Annotated in this window: 20 protein-coding genes; 1 reads left to right on the forward strand and 19 read right to left on the reverse strand. The window is 55.7% G+C overall.

Translation table 11 applies throughout. The annotated features are described in order from the left end of the window. Positions 1–9: 9 nt before the first annotated feature. A complete protein-coding gene (tdcB, locus tag AB5Y99_RS04500; protein ID WP_368208841.1) occupies positions 10–1,014 on the reverse strand; it encodes a bifunctional threonine ammonia-lyase/L-serine ammonia-lyase TdcB in 1,005 nt (334 codons plus the stop codon). A gap of 358 nt (positions 1,015–1,372) precedes the next feature. Further along, entirely contained in the window at positions 1,373–1,717 is a 345-nt protein-coding gene (locus AB5Y99_RS04505) for a Grx4 family monothiol glutaredoxin (RefSeq protein ID WP_005353650.1), read from the reverse strand. A 288-nt stretch (positions 1,718–2,005) separates the two neighbouring features. Between AB5Y99_RS04505 and sodB the strand changes: the two genes are divergently transcribed. Beyond that, the gene (sodB, locus tag AB5Y99_RS04510) at positions 2,006–2,590 is read left to right on the forward strand and encodes a superoxide dismutase [Fe] (protein WP_005334664.1); all 585 of its coding nucleotides are present in this window, start codon (positions 2,006–2,008) and stop codon (positions 2,588–2,590) included. A gap of 111 nt (positions 2,591–2,701) precedes the next feature. Here sodB and AB5Y99_RS04515 read toward each other — a convergent pair whose 3' ends face one another. From AB5Y99_RS04515 to AB5Y99_RS04595, 17 genes are all read right to left on the reverse strand, one after another. Then, a complete protein-coding gene (locus tag AB5Y99_RS04515) occupies positions 2,702–3,514 on the reverse strand; it encodes a VacJ family lipoprotein (RefSeq protein WP_005334673.1) in 813 nt (270 codons plus the stop codon). An 85-nt stretch (positions 3,515–3,599) separates the two neighbouring features. Continuing rightward, positions 3,600–4,868, reverse strand: coding sequence for a c-type cytochrome biogenesis protein CcmI (ccmI, locus tag AB5Y99_RS04520; protein WP_139493477.1), 1,269 nt, complete (start codon positions 4,866–4,868; stop codon positions 3,600–3,602). Beyond that, a complete protein-coding gene (locus AB5Y99_RS04525) occupies positions 4,865–5,344 on the reverse strand; it encodes a cytochrome c-type biogenesis protein (RefSeq protein ID WP_368208842.1) in 480 nt (159 codons plus the stop codon). Before AB5Y99_RS04525 ends, ccmI begins: the two co-directional genes overlap by 4 nt. Positions 5,345–5,355: 11 nt before the next feature. Then, entirely contained in the window at positions 5,356–5,886 is a 531-nt protein-coding gene (locus AB5Y99_RS04530) for a DsbE family thiol:disulfide interchange protein (RefSeq protein WP_182925946.1), read from the reverse strand. Beyond that, complete coding sequence (locus AB5Y99_RS04535; RefSeq protein ID WP_368208843.1) at positions 5,883–7,838, reverse strand: heme lyase CcmF/NrfE family subunit; 1,956 nt, start codon at positions 7,836–7,838, stop codon at positions 5,883–5,885. The genes AB5Y99_RS04530 and AB5Y99_RS04535 overlap by 4 nt, the downstream gene beginning before the upstream one ends. Next, positions 7,835–8,326, reverse strand: a complete 492-nt coding sequence (gene ccmE, locus AB5Y99_RS04540; protein WP_368208845.1) for a cytochrome c maturation protein CcmE — start codon at positions 8,324–8,326, stop codon at positions 7,835–7,837. Before ccmE ends, AB5Y99_RS04535 begins: the two co-directional genes overlap by 4 nt. After that, positions 8,323–8,529 carry a heme exporter protein CcmD gene (gene ccmD, locus AB5Y99_RS04545; protein WP_100653287.1) on the reverse strand — a complete coding sequence of 69 codons (207 nt, stop codon included), beginning with the start codon at positions 8,527–8,529 and terminating at the stop codon, positions 8,323–8,325. The genes ccmE and ccmD overlap by 4 nt, the downstream gene beginning before the upstream one ends. A gap of 2 nt (positions 8,530–8,531) precedes the next feature. Then, the gene (locus AB5Y99_RS04550) at positions 8,532–9,272 is read right to left on the reverse strand and encodes a heme ABC transporter permease (protein WP_279488191.1); all 741 of its coding nucleotides are present in this window, start codon (positions 9,270–9,272) and stop codon (positions 8,532–8,534) included. A 170-nt stretch (positions 9,273–9,442) separates the two neighbouring features. Further along, positions 9,443–10,111, reverse strand: coding sequence for a heme exporter protein CcmB (gene ccmB / locus AB5Y99_RS04555; protein WP_368208846.1), 669 nt, complete (start codon positions 10,109–10,111; stop codon positions 9,443–9,445). 4 nt (positions 10,112–10,115) lie between these two features. After that, complete coding sequence (gene ccmA / locus AB5Y99_RS04560; protein ID WP_368208847.1) at positions 10,116–10,760, reverse strand: cytochrome c biogenesis heme-transporting ATPase CcmA; 645 nt, start codon at positions 10,758–10,760, stop codon at positions 10,116–10,118. Positions 10,761–10,958: 198 nt separating this feature from the next. Next, positions 10,959–11,336 carry a DUF2802 domain-containing protein gene (locus AB5Y99_RS04565; protein ID WP_005353661.1) on the reverse strand — a complete coding sequence of 126 codons (378 nt, stop codon included), beginning with the start codon at positions 11,334–11,336 and terminating at the stop codon, positions 10,959–10,961. 28 nt (positions 11,337–11,364) lie between these two features. Then, complete coding sequence (locus AB5Y99_RS04570; RefSeq protein WP_005298836.1) at positions 11,365–11,853, reverse strand: chemotaxis protein CheW; 489 nt, start codon at positions 11,851–11,853, stop codon at positions 11,365–11,367. A gap of 69 nt (positions 11,854–11,922) precedes the next feature. Beyond that, positions 11,923–12,795: a chemotaxis protein CheW gene (locus AB5Y99_RS04575; RefSeq protein WP_042054452.1), complete on the reverse strand. Its 873-nt coding sequence runs from the start codon at positions 12,793–12,795 to the stop codon at positions 11,923–11,925. Next, the gene (locus AB5Y99_RS04580) at positions 12,792–13,586 is read right to left on the reverse strand and encodes a ParA family protein (protein WP_005353663.1); all 795 of its coding nucleotides are present in this window, start codon (positions 13,584–13,586) and stop codon (positions 12,792–12,794) included. Before AB5Y99_RS04580 ends, AB5Y99_RS04575 begins: the two co-directional genes overlap by 4 nt. A 4-nt stretch (positions 13,587–13,590) precedes the next feature. After that, on the reverse strand, positions 13,591–14,511 hold the full coding sequence (locus AB5Y99_RS04585; protein WP_227274102.1) for a flagellar motor protein MotB: 921 nt from the start codon (positions 14,509–14,511) through the stop codon (positions 13,591–13,593). A 2-nt stretch (positions 14,512–14,513) separates the two neighbouring features. Continuing rightward, positions 14,514–15,251 carry a flagellar motor protein gene (locus tag AB5Y99_RS04590; RefSeq protein ID WP_201933214.1) on the reverse strand — a complete coding sequence of 246 codons (738 nt, stop codon included), beginning with the start codon at positions 15,249–15,251 and terminating at the stop codon, positions 14,514–14,516. A 2-nt stretch (positions 15,252–15,253) separates the two neighbouring features. Continuing rightward, positions 15,254–16,369 carry a chemotaxis response regulator protein-glutamate methylesterase gene (locus AB5Y99_RS04595; protein ID WP_368208850.1) on the reverse strand — a complete coding sequence of 372 codons (1,116 nt, stop codon included), beginning with the start codon at positions 16,367–16,369 and terminating at the stop codon, positions 15,254–15,256.

The following is a 16,369-nucleotide window of genomic DNA, read 5'->3' on the forward strand; positions in this document are numbered from 1 at the left end:
CTGCATTCCTTACAGGCTAAATTGACGAATATTGTTCTGTTCAATAATTTCGGCGATCCGGGTCAGATCAATATTGCCACCCGAAATAATGCTGACGGTCTTTTTACCTTCGACATAATGTTTCAGCTTGCCACTGAGCAGCGCTGCCGAGGCCAGAGCTCCCGCCCCTTCGGTAATCACCTTATTGCGCTGAATAAGGTCAACCATGCTATGACGAATATCATCCTCGGTGACCAGTACAATATCATCCACCAATTGTTTGACGATTTCGAAGGTCAGTGAACCGGGTCTTGCCACATCACAGCCATCGGCCAGCGTGCTGCTGGTTCTGTGATTGGTCATAGTACCGGCATAGAAAGAGGCCGCCATACCGTGCACATTCTCGGATTGCACACCAATCACCTTGATGGTCGGATTAATAGATTTGATAGCCATGGCAACACCAGCAATCAAACCACCGCCACCGATCGGCACTATGATGTTATCGACATCATACAAATCTTCGATAATTTCCAGGCCAATGGTACCCTGGCCGGCAATCACTTTTGCATCGTCGAAGGGAGGGATAAATACGCGACCTTCTATCTCCACGATTTCGCTGACTTTGGCAATGGTGTCATTGAAGCTATTTCCATGGAGGATCACTTTGGCTGAATAGTCACTGGTTGCAGCAATTTTTGATTTGGGGGCACAGCAAGGCATGACCACCTTGGCATCAATTCCCAGCATGGCACTGGAGAGTGATACACCTTGGGCATGATTGCCCGCCGAGCAGGCGACAACACCTTTTTGTCGGTCTTCCAGACTTAATGAACTGAGTTTGTTGAAGGCGCCACGAATTTTAAAAGAGCCTGTACGTTGCATGTTTTCAAGCTTGAGGTAAACCTCGCCATGGCAACGTTCACTGATGTAGTTAGAGGGTAGTTGCGCGGTCTTGTATATATGATTGGTCAGTCTTTTTTTGGCTTCAGTAATATCATGAAGACCAATGGGCAGATTGCTATACATCTTCATCGCAAATCTCTTTTTATTTATTAATTTGTAGGGTTTTATTTCACAGGGCGAAGCGATACTAGGTTCTATCACTTGCAATTAATGTGAGCATAAACACAAAAAAATCTACAAAGAGACTGCGTTACGGTGAAATTATCAAAAAATGTGATGACAGCAACACTTGAATCCAAATGGATTAAAAAAGTAATCAGATATTGGCAAGCAATATAATTAACAACTCAAAAACAAAGCCGTAAAGATTAGATTTTTCAGGGCAATTGCGTTGCTTTTTGCAACCGGCAATCAGTTGCTTGCCTGCCAGAACCGGGACAATAAAAAAGGGAGCCTATAAGGCTCCCTCTCGATAACACAGAGCCGATTACTCGGCTGCAGCATCATCTTTCTTGTACTTGGCAGCAGTCTCTTTGATCAGAGCCTGCAACTCGCCAGCCTGGAACATCTCGATCATGATGTCACAGCCACCGATCAGCTCACCTTCAACCCACAGTTGGGGGAAGGTCGGCCAGTTGGCGAATTTTGGCAATTCGGCGCGGATATCCGGATTTTGCAGGATATCAACGTATGCAAACGGCTCGCCGCAGGACATCAGAGCCTGGGAGGCCTGGGCAGAGAAGCCACAGCTGGGTAGCTTGGGGGAGCCCTTCATGTAGATGATGATGGGGTTGTCAGCCAGCTGCTGCTTAATCTTTTCAATAGTTTCCATAGGTGCCTCACTAGAGCGATTTCGGCGGCCATTCTACTGCAATCTTGCCCGAGCACAAACTGACAAAGGGGTGACCCGGCTCGAATTGTGCAAAGAACCCACACAGGATTGATCGCGATCATGGCGCCAATCAAGAGTTGTTAGGCCATCTTTGATACTGCTACAATCCCTTGGCTTTGGGCTACCCAGCCCCATCATTTTAAAAACAACTCTTTTCACATATAGAAAAGAGTACGCAATGTCTTGCAACCGTCGCCTTCGCACGGTCCAGCCAATGGAGAGTAGAAAATGGCATTCGAACTTCCCGCTCTGCCCTATGCAATCAACGCTCTGGAACCGCACATCTCCCAGGAAACTCTGGAATATCACCACGGCAAGCACCACAACACCTACGTGGTCAACCTGAACAATCTGGTGCCGGGTACCGAGTTTGAAGGCAAGTCTCTGGAAGAGATCATCAAGACCTCCAACGGCGGCATCTTCAACAACGCCGCCCAGATCTGGAACCACACCTTCTACTGGCACTGCCTCTCCCCGAATGGCGGTGGCGAGCCGACTGGCGCCCTGGCTGATGCCATCAACAAGGCATTCGGCTCCTTCGCCGAGTTCAAAGATGCCTTCACCAAATCAGCCATCGGCAACTTCGGTTCCAGCTGGACTTGGCTGGTGAAGAAAGCTGACGGTTCTCTGGCTATCGTCAACACCTCCAACGCTGGCTGCCCGCTGACTGAAGCCGGTACCACCCCGCTGCTGACCGTTGACCTGTGGGAGCACGCCTACTACATCGACTTCCGCAACCTGCGTCCGAAGTACATGGAAACCTTCTGGGCTCTGGTTAACTGGGAATTCGTGGCCAAGAATCTGGCTGCCTAATCAACCTCGCTTGCCAAAACGCCCCGCACTGCGGGGCGTTTTTTATCTCTATGTGGCTGCGAAAATGAATAAGGCGCCCGCAGGCGCCTTTTACATATCGAGATAACCCGCTTACTGGTCCAGCTCGTCCATGTATTCATCCAGATTGGCATCGTCAGCCTGCTCTTGCTGAGACGCTTTCAGCTCGGTCTGCTTGCCCGTCACCTTGCCCTGGTTATATTGCAGGTAGAAGTCCTTGGTCAGCGCATAAGGATCGAGGGAGTTGTCGATGATCCGCTCCTGATCGATCAGCTTGGCGCGTGTGCCCAAGCCATCCAGCGCCCAGTGTGCGACCTTCATCGGGAAGGTCAACAGTGCATAGGGGAAGTAGAAGCTGTCAATCGCATCACCAACCAGCTCCCGGGTGGTGGTCGGACCGTAGACAGGCACCATGATGTAGGCACCATTACCGATATCGGCCCTGCCCAGCACTGTGTCCATCTCCAGCTTGTTGCGCTCGAGGCCGGCATGTTTGGCCACATCGAAGATACCCAGCAGACCGACCGTGGTGTTGAGGGTAAAGCGCCCCAGGTTGGTGCCTGCCCCTTTCAAATCACCGGTGATCAGATGGTTCACCATGCTGCTTGGCTCATCAAAGTTGGCAACAAAGTTGGCAATGCCATCCTTCACCCCGACCGGAATGTAGCGGGCATAGGCATGTACCACAGGACGTGCCACATAGGGTTCCAGCACATCATAGTTGACCGCCCACATGGCCCGGTTGGCCCCCTGGAAGGGATCGCGGGGATCGGCCGCCGTACTGGTGGCACCCGGATTATTCATGCCGGGATTGAGATCCAGACTCTCTGGGCCAGGCTTGGGTGGGCCACCGGCACAGCCAGCCAGCAAGAGGGCTGCCAGTATGGCCCCTGAACGAAGATACATATGATTGTCCTGACGTTTTATTTTGATTTATCAGAAGTATAGATAACCCGGCTCCTATCCAGGAGCCGGGTTATCCAAAGGCATATTAGAGGGCGTGATCGATGCGGATGTCAATCGGAGCAGCAGGGATCTCGGCCGTCTTGACCGGCACGGATACCCCTTCGAAGGCTCCTTCCTTGTTCATCACATTGCCACCGCGCGAGAGACGTGCCTTGAACTGCAGCTCCGGATAGGCCGCCAGTTTGCTACCTTCCATCATGGCATCGCCATCCCCGAGTGACAGGGTAACAGGCAAGGTTGGCCCTGCGATACGCTTCACGGCGATGGGCATAGGCGGCCCGTTGGGCACCACGGCAAAGACGAAGAGATGGGCATCTTCCGGCATCTGAATGCCCGCCGCCAACGTGACGTGGATGGGGAATTCCCCCTCCTTCACCGCCAGCAGTTGTCCCTCAACAGCGCCCGCTTTGGCTGCGCCTGAATTCGTCACCTCAATGCCGCGCTGCTTGAGCTGCGCGCGGGCATACTCCATGGAGCGCTCGACCATCACGTAACGGGGGGTACCTTTCTCCATCAGTGGCAACATCGCCTGCCAGCGAGCCAGCGCGGTCTGGAAGTCCTCTTTTTGCAGCGCCATAAAGGCATAGACAGAGCGCGCCTCGATATTGTCCGGATCCTGCGCGATAGCAGCCTGCAACAGGGCATCCGCTTGCGCCTCATCCCCCGTCATCATCAGCGCCTGCGCATAGGGCACCGCCACCAGCGACTTCTGGGGGGCAAGCGTGTAGGCCCGCTCCAGCGCCTCGCTGGCCATCTCGGGATCATTGCCATCCAGCGCCAAACGTCCCAGCAGCAGCCAGCCACGGTAGTCGTTCGGTTCATCCTTGAGGCGGGTACGCAGTGCCAGCGTGAAATCCAGCAGATCCTGCTCGGTCACCTGGGCATCGCGTTCCACCAGAATGCGGTTGCTCAGCTCGCCAAGACGGCTGCTGGCATCTTGCCAGCGACTCACCTCTTGCCAGGAGCCCAACTTGTAGTAGAGCCCCAGACTCACCACCAACAGCACCAGCACACCCGGGATCCAGATCAGACTCTTGCCACTGCGGGCAGTCTGCTCCACATCAGGGATATCATCCAAGAGACTTCGTTGCAGCTCGACCAGCGAGTCGGACTCCTCAGCCAGGACACCCTGCTCGCGCTCTTCGCCAATCTCCAGCAGCCGCTGGCGATAGAGCTGTTTGTTGAGCGCCGAGCGACTGATGCTCTGTTTGCCTTCACCACGCCACAGCGGCACGACGAGCGCCAGACTCACCAGCACCAGCAAGCCCGCAATCACTATCCAAAAAGCGGTCATTGTTTCTCTTCCTCTTTGAGCAGCTCGGCCAGTCGGCGCTGCTCCTCCTCGCTCAGGGCGTTATCCAGTTGTTTTTTAACCGCAGGGGACCGGCGACTGCGCATCACGACCACGGCGCCACCGATCAGGATCACCATCAGCGGACCGAGCCAGAGGATCAGGGTGGAGGCCATCAGGGGCGGGTTATAGAGGATAAAGTTGCCGTAGCGGGCCACCATGTAATCCACTATCTCCTCTTTATCCTTGCCCTCGCGCACCATCTGGTAGGTCTTGTCGCGCAAGTCCTTGGCCAGCCCCGCATTGGAGTCGGCGATATCCTGGTTCTGACACTTGGGGCAACGCAGCTCCCTGGTCAGCTCCCGAAAGACCTGCTCCTGGTTGTCGTTGTCGAAGGTATAGACATCGATGGCGGCCATGGCCGGGGCTTGTCCCCCCCATCCCAGCAACAGCAGCAGGGAAGCAATTAACACTCTCATCAGCACGCCCCTCACTTCATGGCATCAAAGATGGGTTTGAGGGTCGATGCCCAGTTTTCGGGGTTGATATCCCCGACGTGGCGATAACGGATGATCCCCTTGCTGTCGATAAAGAAGGTCTCCGGCGCGCCGTATACCCCCAGATCCAGCCCCAGCATGCCGTCCGGATCATAAAGATTGATCTGGTAGGGATTGCCCAGCTCCGCCAGCCATTTGATCGCCTTGTTTCGCTCATCCTTGTAGTTCATGCCGACGATGTAGATCCCCTGCCCCGCCAGCTCCTTGAGATAGGTGTGCTCGCCATAGCAGGTCGGGCACCAGGTAGCCCAGACGTTGAGCAGCATGGGACGACCGGTCAGGATGCTGCGATCGTGCTGTTTGCCCAGATCGTAAATGTCCTGCAGGGTGAAGACAGGCACCTCTTTCCCCACCATCACGGATTCGAGTTTGGTGGGGTCAGAGTAAAGTCCCTTGAACAGAAAGACGGCGCCCAGCAGAAAGACGACAAAGGGAATTAAAAACAGCCAGGTCTTGCGATTCATGCCTTGCTCTCCTCCTCACGACGGCCAAAACGGTAGCGCTTGTCCAGCATCGCCAGCACGCCGCCGATAGCCATGAACACGCCGCCAAACCAGATCCAGCGCACGAAAGGCTTGTAGTAAATCCGCACCGCCCAGGCACCGTTGTCGAGCTGTTCACCAAGGGCGGCGTAAAGGTCACGGGTAATGCCGGCATCGATGGCCGCCTCGGTCATCGGCATCCGGGTCACCTTGTACATCCGCTTCTCCGGCTTGAGCAGGGCCACCTGCTTGCCATCCTTGTGCACTTCCAGCACGCCTTTAAAACCGTCGTAGTTGGGGCCGTTCTTCTCCTTGATGCCAGTGAAGACAAACTCGTAATCGGCAAAATGAACCCGATCCCCCGCCTGCATCCGCAAATCTTTCTCGATGCTGTAGTTCTGGGTACAGGCGATACCGATGATGCTGACTGCCAACCCAACGTGACCCAGGATCATGGCCCAGTGGCTGTTGCCCAGCTTGCGAACTCCGCTGGCAAAACTGTGCTTGTGGGTAGCCCGCGCCCAGGTCTCCTGCGCACTGGTGACGATGATCCAGGCGCCAAGACCGATCCCCAATGCCGCCCACGGCTTGAATGTCTCGGCAAGGGTCAGCGGCAACAGGAAGGCCGCGGCCAGACTCAGGAGCAGCGCAATCACGACCTTGCTCTTGAGCTCGCCCAGCTCCTGGCGGCGCCAGCGAAACAGCGGGCCAATACCCAACAGCAGGGCGAACGGAATGATCAGCCAGCTGTAGATGTGGTTGAAGAAGGGAGTACCGATGGAGATGCTGCCCAGTCCCAGCTCCTTGTGAACCAGCGGCAGCAGGGTGCCAAGCAGCACGGTCAACAGACCCGCCACCAGCATGATGTTGTTGCAGAGCAGCAGGGTTTCACGGCTCCACAGCTCATGCTTGCCATGGCTCTTCACTTGCGAGCCCTTGAAGGCAAACAGCAGCAAGGATGAGCCGATTACCGCCAGCAGGAAGCCCAGAATGAACAAACCGCGGGTCGGGTCGGAGGCAAACGCATGCACCGAGACCAGCACGCCGGAACGCACAAGGAAGGTACCGAGCAGGCTCAGGGAGAAAGCGGAAAGCGCCAGCAGCACGGTCCAAGCCTTGAAGGTGGCGCGCTTTTCACTCACCGCCAGCGAGTGCAGCAGGGCGGTACCTGCCAGCCAGGGCATAAAGGAGGCGTTTTCTACCGGATCCCAGAACCACCAGCCGCCCCAACCGAGTTCGTAATAGGCCCACCAGGAGCCCAGCACGATCCCCAGCGTCAGGAATACCCAAGCTGCCATTGTCCATGGGCGGGACCAGCGCGCCCAGGTCGCATCGAGACGGCCGGTCATCAGCGAAGCAATGGCAAAGGCAAACGCCACCGAGAATCCCACATACCCCATGTAGAGCATCGGCGGGTGGAAGATGAGACCCGGATCCTGCAACAACGGGTTGAGGTCGCGGCCATCTACCGGGAAGTAAGGCAAGGTGCGAATGAAGGGGTCGGAAGTAAACAGCACGAAGGCGGTAAAACCGACCGAGATAAGGCCCAGTACGCCGAGTACCCGCGCTACTGCGTCGAGCGGAAGACGGCGGCTGAACATGGCGACGGCCGCAGTCCAGCCCCCCAGCGTCAGCACCCACAGCAGCAGAGAGCCCTCATGGGCACCCCATACTGCTGAGATACGATAAGCGAGCGGCAGCAAGCTGTTGGAGTTGGTGGCCACATACTGCACGGTGAAGTCGTTATCGATAAATGCCCAGGTCAGGCAGAGGAACGACAGCAACAATAGCAGGAACTGAGCATAAGCGAGCGGACGGGCCGCCGACATCATGCCAAGGCGCCCCCAGCTGGCGCCAAGCAGCGGGTAACTGCCCAGCAATATGGCGGTGGCAAAGGCCAGGATCAGTGCAAACTGTCCTAATTCCGGGATCATTGCTTGCTCCCCTTCAACTGCGCCTCGGTATATTGCGGCTTGAAGTGCATGCCGTTGGTGGCATCGGCCACTTCAGGCGGCATGTAGTTCTCATCGTGTTTGGCCAGCACCTCGAAGGCTTCGACTGTAGTGGCATCCTTCAGAGTGCCCTGCGCCACAATGCCCTGCCCTTCGCGGAACAGATCCGGCAGGATGCCGTCATACTCCACCGTCACCAGATGACCGCCGTTATCCACCAGCTTGAAGGCTACCTTGAGGCTCTGGGGATCCCGCTGTACCGATCCCGGCACGACCAATCCACCGATGCGCAGGCGCTGCCCCTCTTCCGGCTTGATCTTGTCCGGCCCCTTCCCCTCCACCAGCTCACTCGGGGTGTAGAAGAGGTCGATATTCTGACTGAGGGCGTAGAGCACCAGCCCGCTGACGGTCGCCAGACCCAGGGTAATGGCCAGAATGATGGTGAGGCGTTTTTTGCGTCTCGGATTCATAGGGTGTTCTCCATCTGCTGGGCCGCCTTGCGACGGGCCTCACGCGCCTGTTTGCTGCGTAACTCGGCGAGCAGGCTGCGGGTTTTCATGCGGGTAGAAATGATGATGCCGACCAGACACACCAGCGTCAGGCCAAATGAGAGCCAGACATAGAAGGCGTAACCGCCCATCGCCAAAAAATCACTGAAAGAGGCAAAGTGCATGCTTACTTCTCCTGCTCTGCAATCTCTTTGACCCAGGGGCGATGCCACTCCCGCATCAGGAGTTCATTGCGAAAACGCATCAGGGTCAGGACCCCGAGAAATGCGGCAAACGCCAGGATCATGATCAGCAGCGGCCAGAGCATCTCGGGTGAAATAGAGGGTTTGTCAAATTTGGTGATGGTGGCCCCCTGATGTAGGGTGTTCCACCACTCCACCGAGTAGTGGATGATGGGCAGGTTGATCACCCCAACCAGTGCCAGAATGCCAGCGGCACGGCCAGCGACCACCTTGTCACTGAAGGCGTTGTAGAGGGCAATCACGCCGAGGTAGAGAAACAGCAGGATCAGTTCAGAGGTGAGCCGCGCATCCCACACCCACCAGGTTCCCCACATGGGTTTGCCCCAGGCGGCACCGGTAAAGAGGGCAATAAAGGTAAATACGGCGCCGACCGGCGCAATGGCTGCAACCGTCATGTCCGCCATCCGCAGTTGCCACACCAGGCCGATAAAGGCGGCCACCGCCATGGTGGAGTAGGCTCCCATGGAGAGAATGGCGGAAGGCACGTGGATATAGATGATCCGGAACGAATCTCCCTGCTGGTAATCCGCTGGCGCAAACGCGAGGCCCCAGACAGTACCGATCACAAACGAGAGCAGACTAATCACCGCAAACCAGGGCAACAGCGTGCCTGCCAGCTGATAGGCACGCTCCGGTTTGGCATAAGGGTGCAACCATTTCCACATAGCTCACAAAACCTTTTTGTTATTAATCGTTTGGCGAGGCCTACCATACCGACCGCAGGGCAGCATCAAATACCCCGAAAGCAATAAGCGGCACTCTCCTTGATCCATCGCAACATTATTTTTTGTAAAAAGACTCCGTTCGGAGCCAAATTCGGTTCAGCTCACGGCCATCAGTTGAGGCTGACCCGCAACGCTGCCGACACAGCCAGCGGCGTCAGTGTCAAAGCCCCCACCAGCATGGCGGCCAGAATGGCAAGCTGCCCGCCATAGGGCAAGCTCATCCCCGCGGCATCGATGGCTGAGGTGGCAAAAATCAGTACCGGAATATAGAGCGGCAGGATCAGCAGACTGAGCAGCACCCCGCCTTTGCGCAATCCCACCGTCAACGCGACCCCGACCGCGCCGAGCAGACTCAATACCGGAGTGCCAAGTGCCAGCGTCGAGACGACAGCCAGATAGGTGTTCATATCCAGCGACAGCAAAATCGCCAGCAAGGGAGAGATCAGCAGCAGCGGCAAGCCGGTCAGCAGCCAGTGAGCGACCACTTTCGCCAGCGCCAGCAAGCCCAGCGGGTACGGCATCAGCATCATCTGCTCCAGCGCGCCATCGGCAAAGTCGTCGCGAAACAGCCGCTCCAACGACAACATGGCCGCCAATAGCGCCGCCACCCAGATAATCCCCGGGGCAATACGGGCCAGCAGTTTGGGCTCCGGGCCAATGCCTAACGGAAACAGGGTGATGACGATGAGGAAAAACCAGAGCGGATTGAGAATATCGGAACGCTGGCGCAGAGCCATCAGCAGTTCACGGTGAATAAGGTGCATAACAGCGCGCAACATGGCGTTACTCCTGCAATGTCGAGGCGAAGGGGATCAACGAGATAGTCTTCAGCCGTCCCTGCATCAGGGTCAGATCCTGATGGGTGGTGAGGATCACCATGCCGCCCCGCTCGGCGTGTTCCAGAAAGAGCTGCTCGAGCACCTTGACCCCTTGCTTGTCGATGGCGGTAAAGGGCTCATCGAGGATCCAGAGTGCCGGTTTCTGTGACAGCCAGAGTCTGGCCAGGGCCACCCGGCGTTGCTGACCGGCAGAGAGTTGCCCGGTCGGGTTCTCTTCAAATCCGGCCAGCCCAACCCGGGCCAATATCTGCCACAAGTCAGTCTCTGTTTGCTGCGGGTGATGTAACTGCTGGTAGAATTTCAGGTTTTCAAAAGGGGTCAGCGCCGCTTTGACACCGGGCTGATGGCCGAGATAGAGCAGATTGGCATGATACTCATCACGACAGTGACGAATATTCTCCCCATTCCAGCACACCTCACCGGCAAACGGCTGCGACAGCCCGGTCAACAACCGCAACAGGCTTGTCTTGCCAACCCCGTTGGGCCCTTCAATTTGCACCAGATCGCCGGGCGCAACAGAGAAAGAGAGGTGTTCAAACAGAGTGCGATCTTCACGCACGCAGCTCAGATTGTTAACTTGAAGCAGCATGGGGATTTTTTCAGAGAAAATGAAGCGGTCTGCATCTTAACACAGTATTGGAATACGTCTTTTCAAAGATGCAACAATTGAACTGACTGGCGACCGGGATCACAAAGAAAATACGGTAGAAACCGCCTGCTCAACGCAGCTGGGAGACAAGCGGCTGCACGCCATAAAATTCAGGAAGGCAATTGCCTTCCTGAATCATCAAGAGCGACCTTTTCGCAACGATATCAAGAGCTCTGCCTCTGCCTTTGGCAACTCGCACTCACTCATGACTTCATCAAGATCGGCGCCCAGTTCGACCATCTTGGCCGCTCGGCTGTAGAGCCTGCGTTCGGGATCCTGCATGGTCAGTTCTTGCTGGCGTTCATTGACCTGCTGCATCGCCCCTTCCACCGACTGCAGACGCTGCCCCATGCCAATAGCGCCGGTATGGAGTTCCATCATCTGCTTGCGCAAGCTTTCCAACTGACCCTGCAGGGTTGCCACACTGGCCTCGGACTCCTGCTTGCTGCGCTTGCTCTTGAACCAGATATAAGAGGCAAACGCCAAGGCAATCAGGGACACCCCCAAGGCAACCATCTCGATTATCAAAACATCACCTTACTTATCAGAGGGAACCGATATCTTCCCACTCTTCATCGGAGAGCAGCTTGTTCAAGTCAACCAGGATCAGCAGTTGCCCATCGCGGTTGCTCACCCCCTGAATAAACTTGGCGCTCTCTTCAGTACCGACCGCAGGTGCCGCATCGATCTCGGAAGAGCGCAGATAAACCACTTCAGCCACGCTGTCGACCATGATGCCGATCACCTGCTTCTCGGCCTCAATGATCACAATCCGGGAGTTTTCACTCACATCACCGGAAGGCAGACCGAAACGGGAACGGGTATCGATGACAGTCACCACATTGCCACGCAGGTTGATGATCCCCAGTACGTACTCAGGCGCACCCGGCACCGGTGCAATTTCGGTGTAGCGCAACACCTCCTGAACCTGCATCACATTGATGCCGTAGGTTTCGTTTTCCAGTTGGAAGGTTACCCATTGCAGCACTTCATCTTCGGCCAGATTCTGTGCAATATTGCGCTTTTCTGTCATGTTTTTATTCCTTTTATGAAAACGTCTACTGCTAAAACTAGCAATAAAACAGCTCGATTGCAGAAGTTATCAGCGACCTTCTATGTTAACCCCACGCTCCAGCAACAGGAGCAGTTCGCGAACGTGTAACAGGGCACACATTTTTTCTTTGACCATGCCAGCCAACCAAGGGCGCTTGCCCTCCTGATGGCGCCATTTCACCTGGTCACGGTGTAACAATTCAGTCCCTTTGAGATGATGGCAGGCTAATCCCCACGGCGATTCACCAAGCATAATCAGATACTTGTAATCATCCATCTCAAGATGCTGACCCGGCATGACCCACTGGGCAGTATCAACCACATTCATCTTCTGCTCGCGAGAGGTCATGATCCCCTTGTACCAGCCCGGCTGGCCAAACAGGGAGGTGATCTCGCCCAGCTGATGAATACCACCCAGCTCGGTCAATGGCACCGCAAACGTCACACCCGCGACTTCAAAAAAAAGGGCCTGGAACTCTTTGCCGGTATCGATATTTTCCCAGGCAACCGGTTCACTGGCCTCTACCGGAGCAACCTCCAGCGCTGTCTCGGTCAGGATAGTAGTATGGGGCTCCGCAACCTCGGGGAGCAGCACCTCCGCAGGCCACTCAGGCTCCACCGGCAACAGTGACTCCTCCGCCACAATCTCCAGCGGTGCGGTGAGTGTTATCTCCTGGGTGAAGGCGTCATTCTCAAACTGGACTTGTCCCACCTGAGCCAATAGCTCACCAAGCTGGGCAAGCCGTGGATCGCTTTCGAGGTAAGGTGCGGCGACTACCTCGGGGACGCTTTGGGGCTGACGTTGCAACTGTAAAACAGGGGCAGATTGAACCTCTTCCACCTCATCCAGCACTAGCGGCTCATCGAGCAGCAGGGAGTGGAAATAGTCATCCATCGCCCGTACTTGAATGGTATCTCTCATGCCGTCACCTCATGAACCCGTTGCCGCTCAAGGGCATCAAGATGGTTGAGCAGCGTTTCATATGCATAGGTTCCACGACTCCCGGGAGAATAGATAGACGGGGGGATATGCAGTAAGCTGGCATCCCGAAACTTGGTATCAATAGGGATCACCGCATTCCAAACTGAATCTCCATATTGATCCTTGATCGACTTCAAGGTCATCAGAGAGGCTCGGGTGCGCTTGTCGAACATAGTCGGGATCACTGTATAACGGAACTTGTCACGCTTGGAACGCTGCATGATCTCGAATGTTTTCATCATTCGCTCCAACCCCTTGAGGGCCAGAAATTCTGTCTGGACAGGCACCAGAATGCGATCGCATGCAGCCAGCGCGTTGACCATCATCACCCCCAGTACTGGCGGGCAATCGATCAGCACGTAATCATATTGCTCCTGAATTCGCAGCAGTGCCCGCTTCAGTACCAGTCCCATCCCCTCACGATTGCCCATCACCCGATCAAGGGTCGCCAAAGTAATAGATGCTGGCAGTAAGTTGATATTTTCGAACTTGGTCTTGAGCGTCAGTTTATTGACAAGCTCAGCTGTCGGTTTGACAGCTTGAAACAACTCATAGAGGGTTCCATCCAGGCGATCTGAATCAAAATCAAGATATGCAGTCAGCGAAGCATGGGGGTCGGTATCAATCAACAGCACCCGCTGGCCACGCTGGGCCAGGATCCCCGCAAGCGAGACCACTGTGGTGGTTTTACCCACACCACCTTTCTGGTTGGCAACCGTCCAAACAATCACTGTATCAATCCTGCCTTGTTGTTATGCGTATGCCACCACCGGGCAAGGTGATCACCTTTATCTCTCCTGCATCCACCGCCTGCTGTACAGCAGGGACCGGTTCAGCAACTACCGTCGGTGTTGCAACCACAGGTGCCGGCGGCACCCAGGCAAATTTGGAGATAGCGACCACAACCTTGCGATTCTGCAGTCTGCCCTGCTCGCTGCCGTTGTCAGCAAAGGGGGAAAACTCGCCATATGCCTCGAACGCCAGACGCTGAGGGGCGATCCCATCGGCAATCAAGCCATTGAGTACCGCCTCGGCCCGAGCAGCAGAAAGCGCCCAGTTAGAACGATAAATTTCATTATTTATCTGTTGGTTATCGGTATAACCCCTAATCCTTACATAGTTATCGACCGGTTTGAGAATACTTGAAAGAGTATTAATGACCGGTGCAGCGTTTGGCCCCAAAAAGGCACTGCCGCTGCCAAACAACAAGCCGGAACTAAGTTCAACCGTCAGCCAGTTCTCATCTTGCGTCAGTTTGACGATACCGGCATCCACCAGCGAGCCCATGCTCTGTTGCAACTGCATATCAAGTTTCGCAAGTGTCGTGCCATCTTGCAGCACTGGCACTCCAGAAATGGGAGCAAGTGAAGGAGAGGGGGATGCTGGGCTTTCCAGCAACGATGGAGAGGCAGATACCGCGTTATCCAGCAGGGAATTACCCTGCCCTTCAAGCAAGCCATTGCCGCCAGACTGCATGACACTGAACGCCTGGCTCATACCATCAATCACCGCGCGATACTTGTCCTTGTTCACCAGCGCAACAGAGTAGAGCACCACGAACAAGGCAAAGATCAGCGTCATATAATCGGCATAGGAGACCAGCCAACGGTCAAGATGCTCGCGACCCTGCAAGTGCAACCGATAGCGCTTGCGCATGGCTACTCTCCTTTCAAATAGGCCCTGAGCCGGCGTTCAACCTGCAAGCCGTTTTCACCATGGGCGATAGCCAGCAGCCCTTCAAGGGTCATCTCCTGAAAGAGTGCATAGTGATAGTGAAATGCGCGTAACCGATTGGCGATAGGCAGGTAGATGAGGTTGGCAAACCCCACTCCATAGATGGTTGCCACAAATGCCACTGCGATCCCCGCCCCCAGCGCAGACGGATCTTCGAGATGAAACATGGCCTGGATCAGGCCCAGCACGGCACCGATGATCCCGATGGTCGGACTGTACCCCCCCATGGCTTCAAATACCCTGGCGGCATGTTCATTGCGCTCCTGCTCGATATCGATGTCCGCTTCCAGCAGCATACGGATATCCTCTGTGGATACCCCATCGACAATCATGCCAAGCCCTTGACGGGTAAAGTTGTCTTCCTCCTGCTCGGCCTGATTTTCAAGGGCAAGCAGCCCTTGCTGGCGCGCAAAGACTGCCCATGACTGCAACCGTTCGGCCTGCGTCGCAAGATCCTGGCGGGGAGGGGTAAAAATCCATAACAGCTGGCGCAACGCCAGCAAGATGTACTTGGCTGGGGTCTGCAACGTGACAGCACCGACGGTACCGCCCAGCACGATCACAAAAGCAGGGCCGTCCACCAGCGTCAACAGGGAGCCGCCATGCCACAGTTGGGCAATGGCAATAGCCCCCAATGCCAGGAGCAGACCGAGCAAGCCCATGATTAGCGCCCCAACTCAACCAGAATACGCTGGGCCACCTTGTCCAGAGGGAGTGATTCGCTGGCAATCCCCGCCTTAGCTACTGCTTGGGGCATACCATATACCACGCAGGAAGCCTCATCCTGAGCCCAGATGGTTGATCCCTGCTCTTTCAGCAGTCTGGCGCCATCACGGCCATCAGCCCCCATACCGGTCAGCACAATCGCCAATACCTTGTCGGCATAGGTTTTGGCCGCAGAGGCAAAGGTGATGTCCACACAAGGCTTGTAATTTACCTTGTCGTTGCCATCCACGATGCGAATGCGAGCCCCTGCACCACGACCTTCCAGCAGCATCTGTTTGCCACCGGGAGCAAGGTAGGCATGCCCGGGTTTAAGCACATCGCCATCTTCCGCTTCCTTGACGCCAATCTGGCATAACCCGTTGAGACGGGCAGCAAACGCGGCAGTAAAAGTGGCTGGCATATGCTGGATAAGCAGGATGGGATGGGGAAAATCCCCCGGCAACTTGGTCAGCACATTTTGCAAAGCAACAGGTCCGCCGGTAGAAGTACCGATCGCCACCAACTGATAACTCTTGCCACTGCGCTTGAATGAAGCACTTGATACAGTGCGTTGCAGGTCAGGCTGACGATCAGGCGTTCTGGGCACTGTGCTGCCCAGAGGAGCACGAGCAACCGGTTCAGGTGCTTTGGGACGAGCAGCGGATGTCATCAGGAAGCGCTTGCGGGAGATCTCCTTCACCCGTTGTTGCAACAGTCTGACCGCTTCATCTTTGTCTCTGGCAATGTCCTCAAACTTCTTGGGTAAGAAGTCGAGTGCACCGGCGTCCAGCGCATCCAGCGTAGCCTTGGCCCCTTCATGGGTCAGGGAGGAGAACATCAGAATGGGGGTTGGGCACTTGGCCATGATCTCCCGCACCGCACTGATGCCATCCATCACGGGCATCTCGATGTCCATGGTGATCACATCAGGGCGCAGCGACATCGCCTTGTCCACCGCCTCACGTCCATTCTGGGCCGTATCAATCACCGTCAGCATGGGATCCTGATTGATGATCTCGCTCACCCGACGGCGAAAGAAGCTCGAATCGTCGACAACTAATACCTTGACTGCCAT

This window comes from Aeromonas sp. R4-2 (assembly GCF_040908295.1).
Classification (GTDB): domain Bacteria; phylum Pseudomonadota; class Gammaproteobacteria; order Enterobacterales; family Aeromonadaceae; genus Aeromonas; species Aeromonas veronii.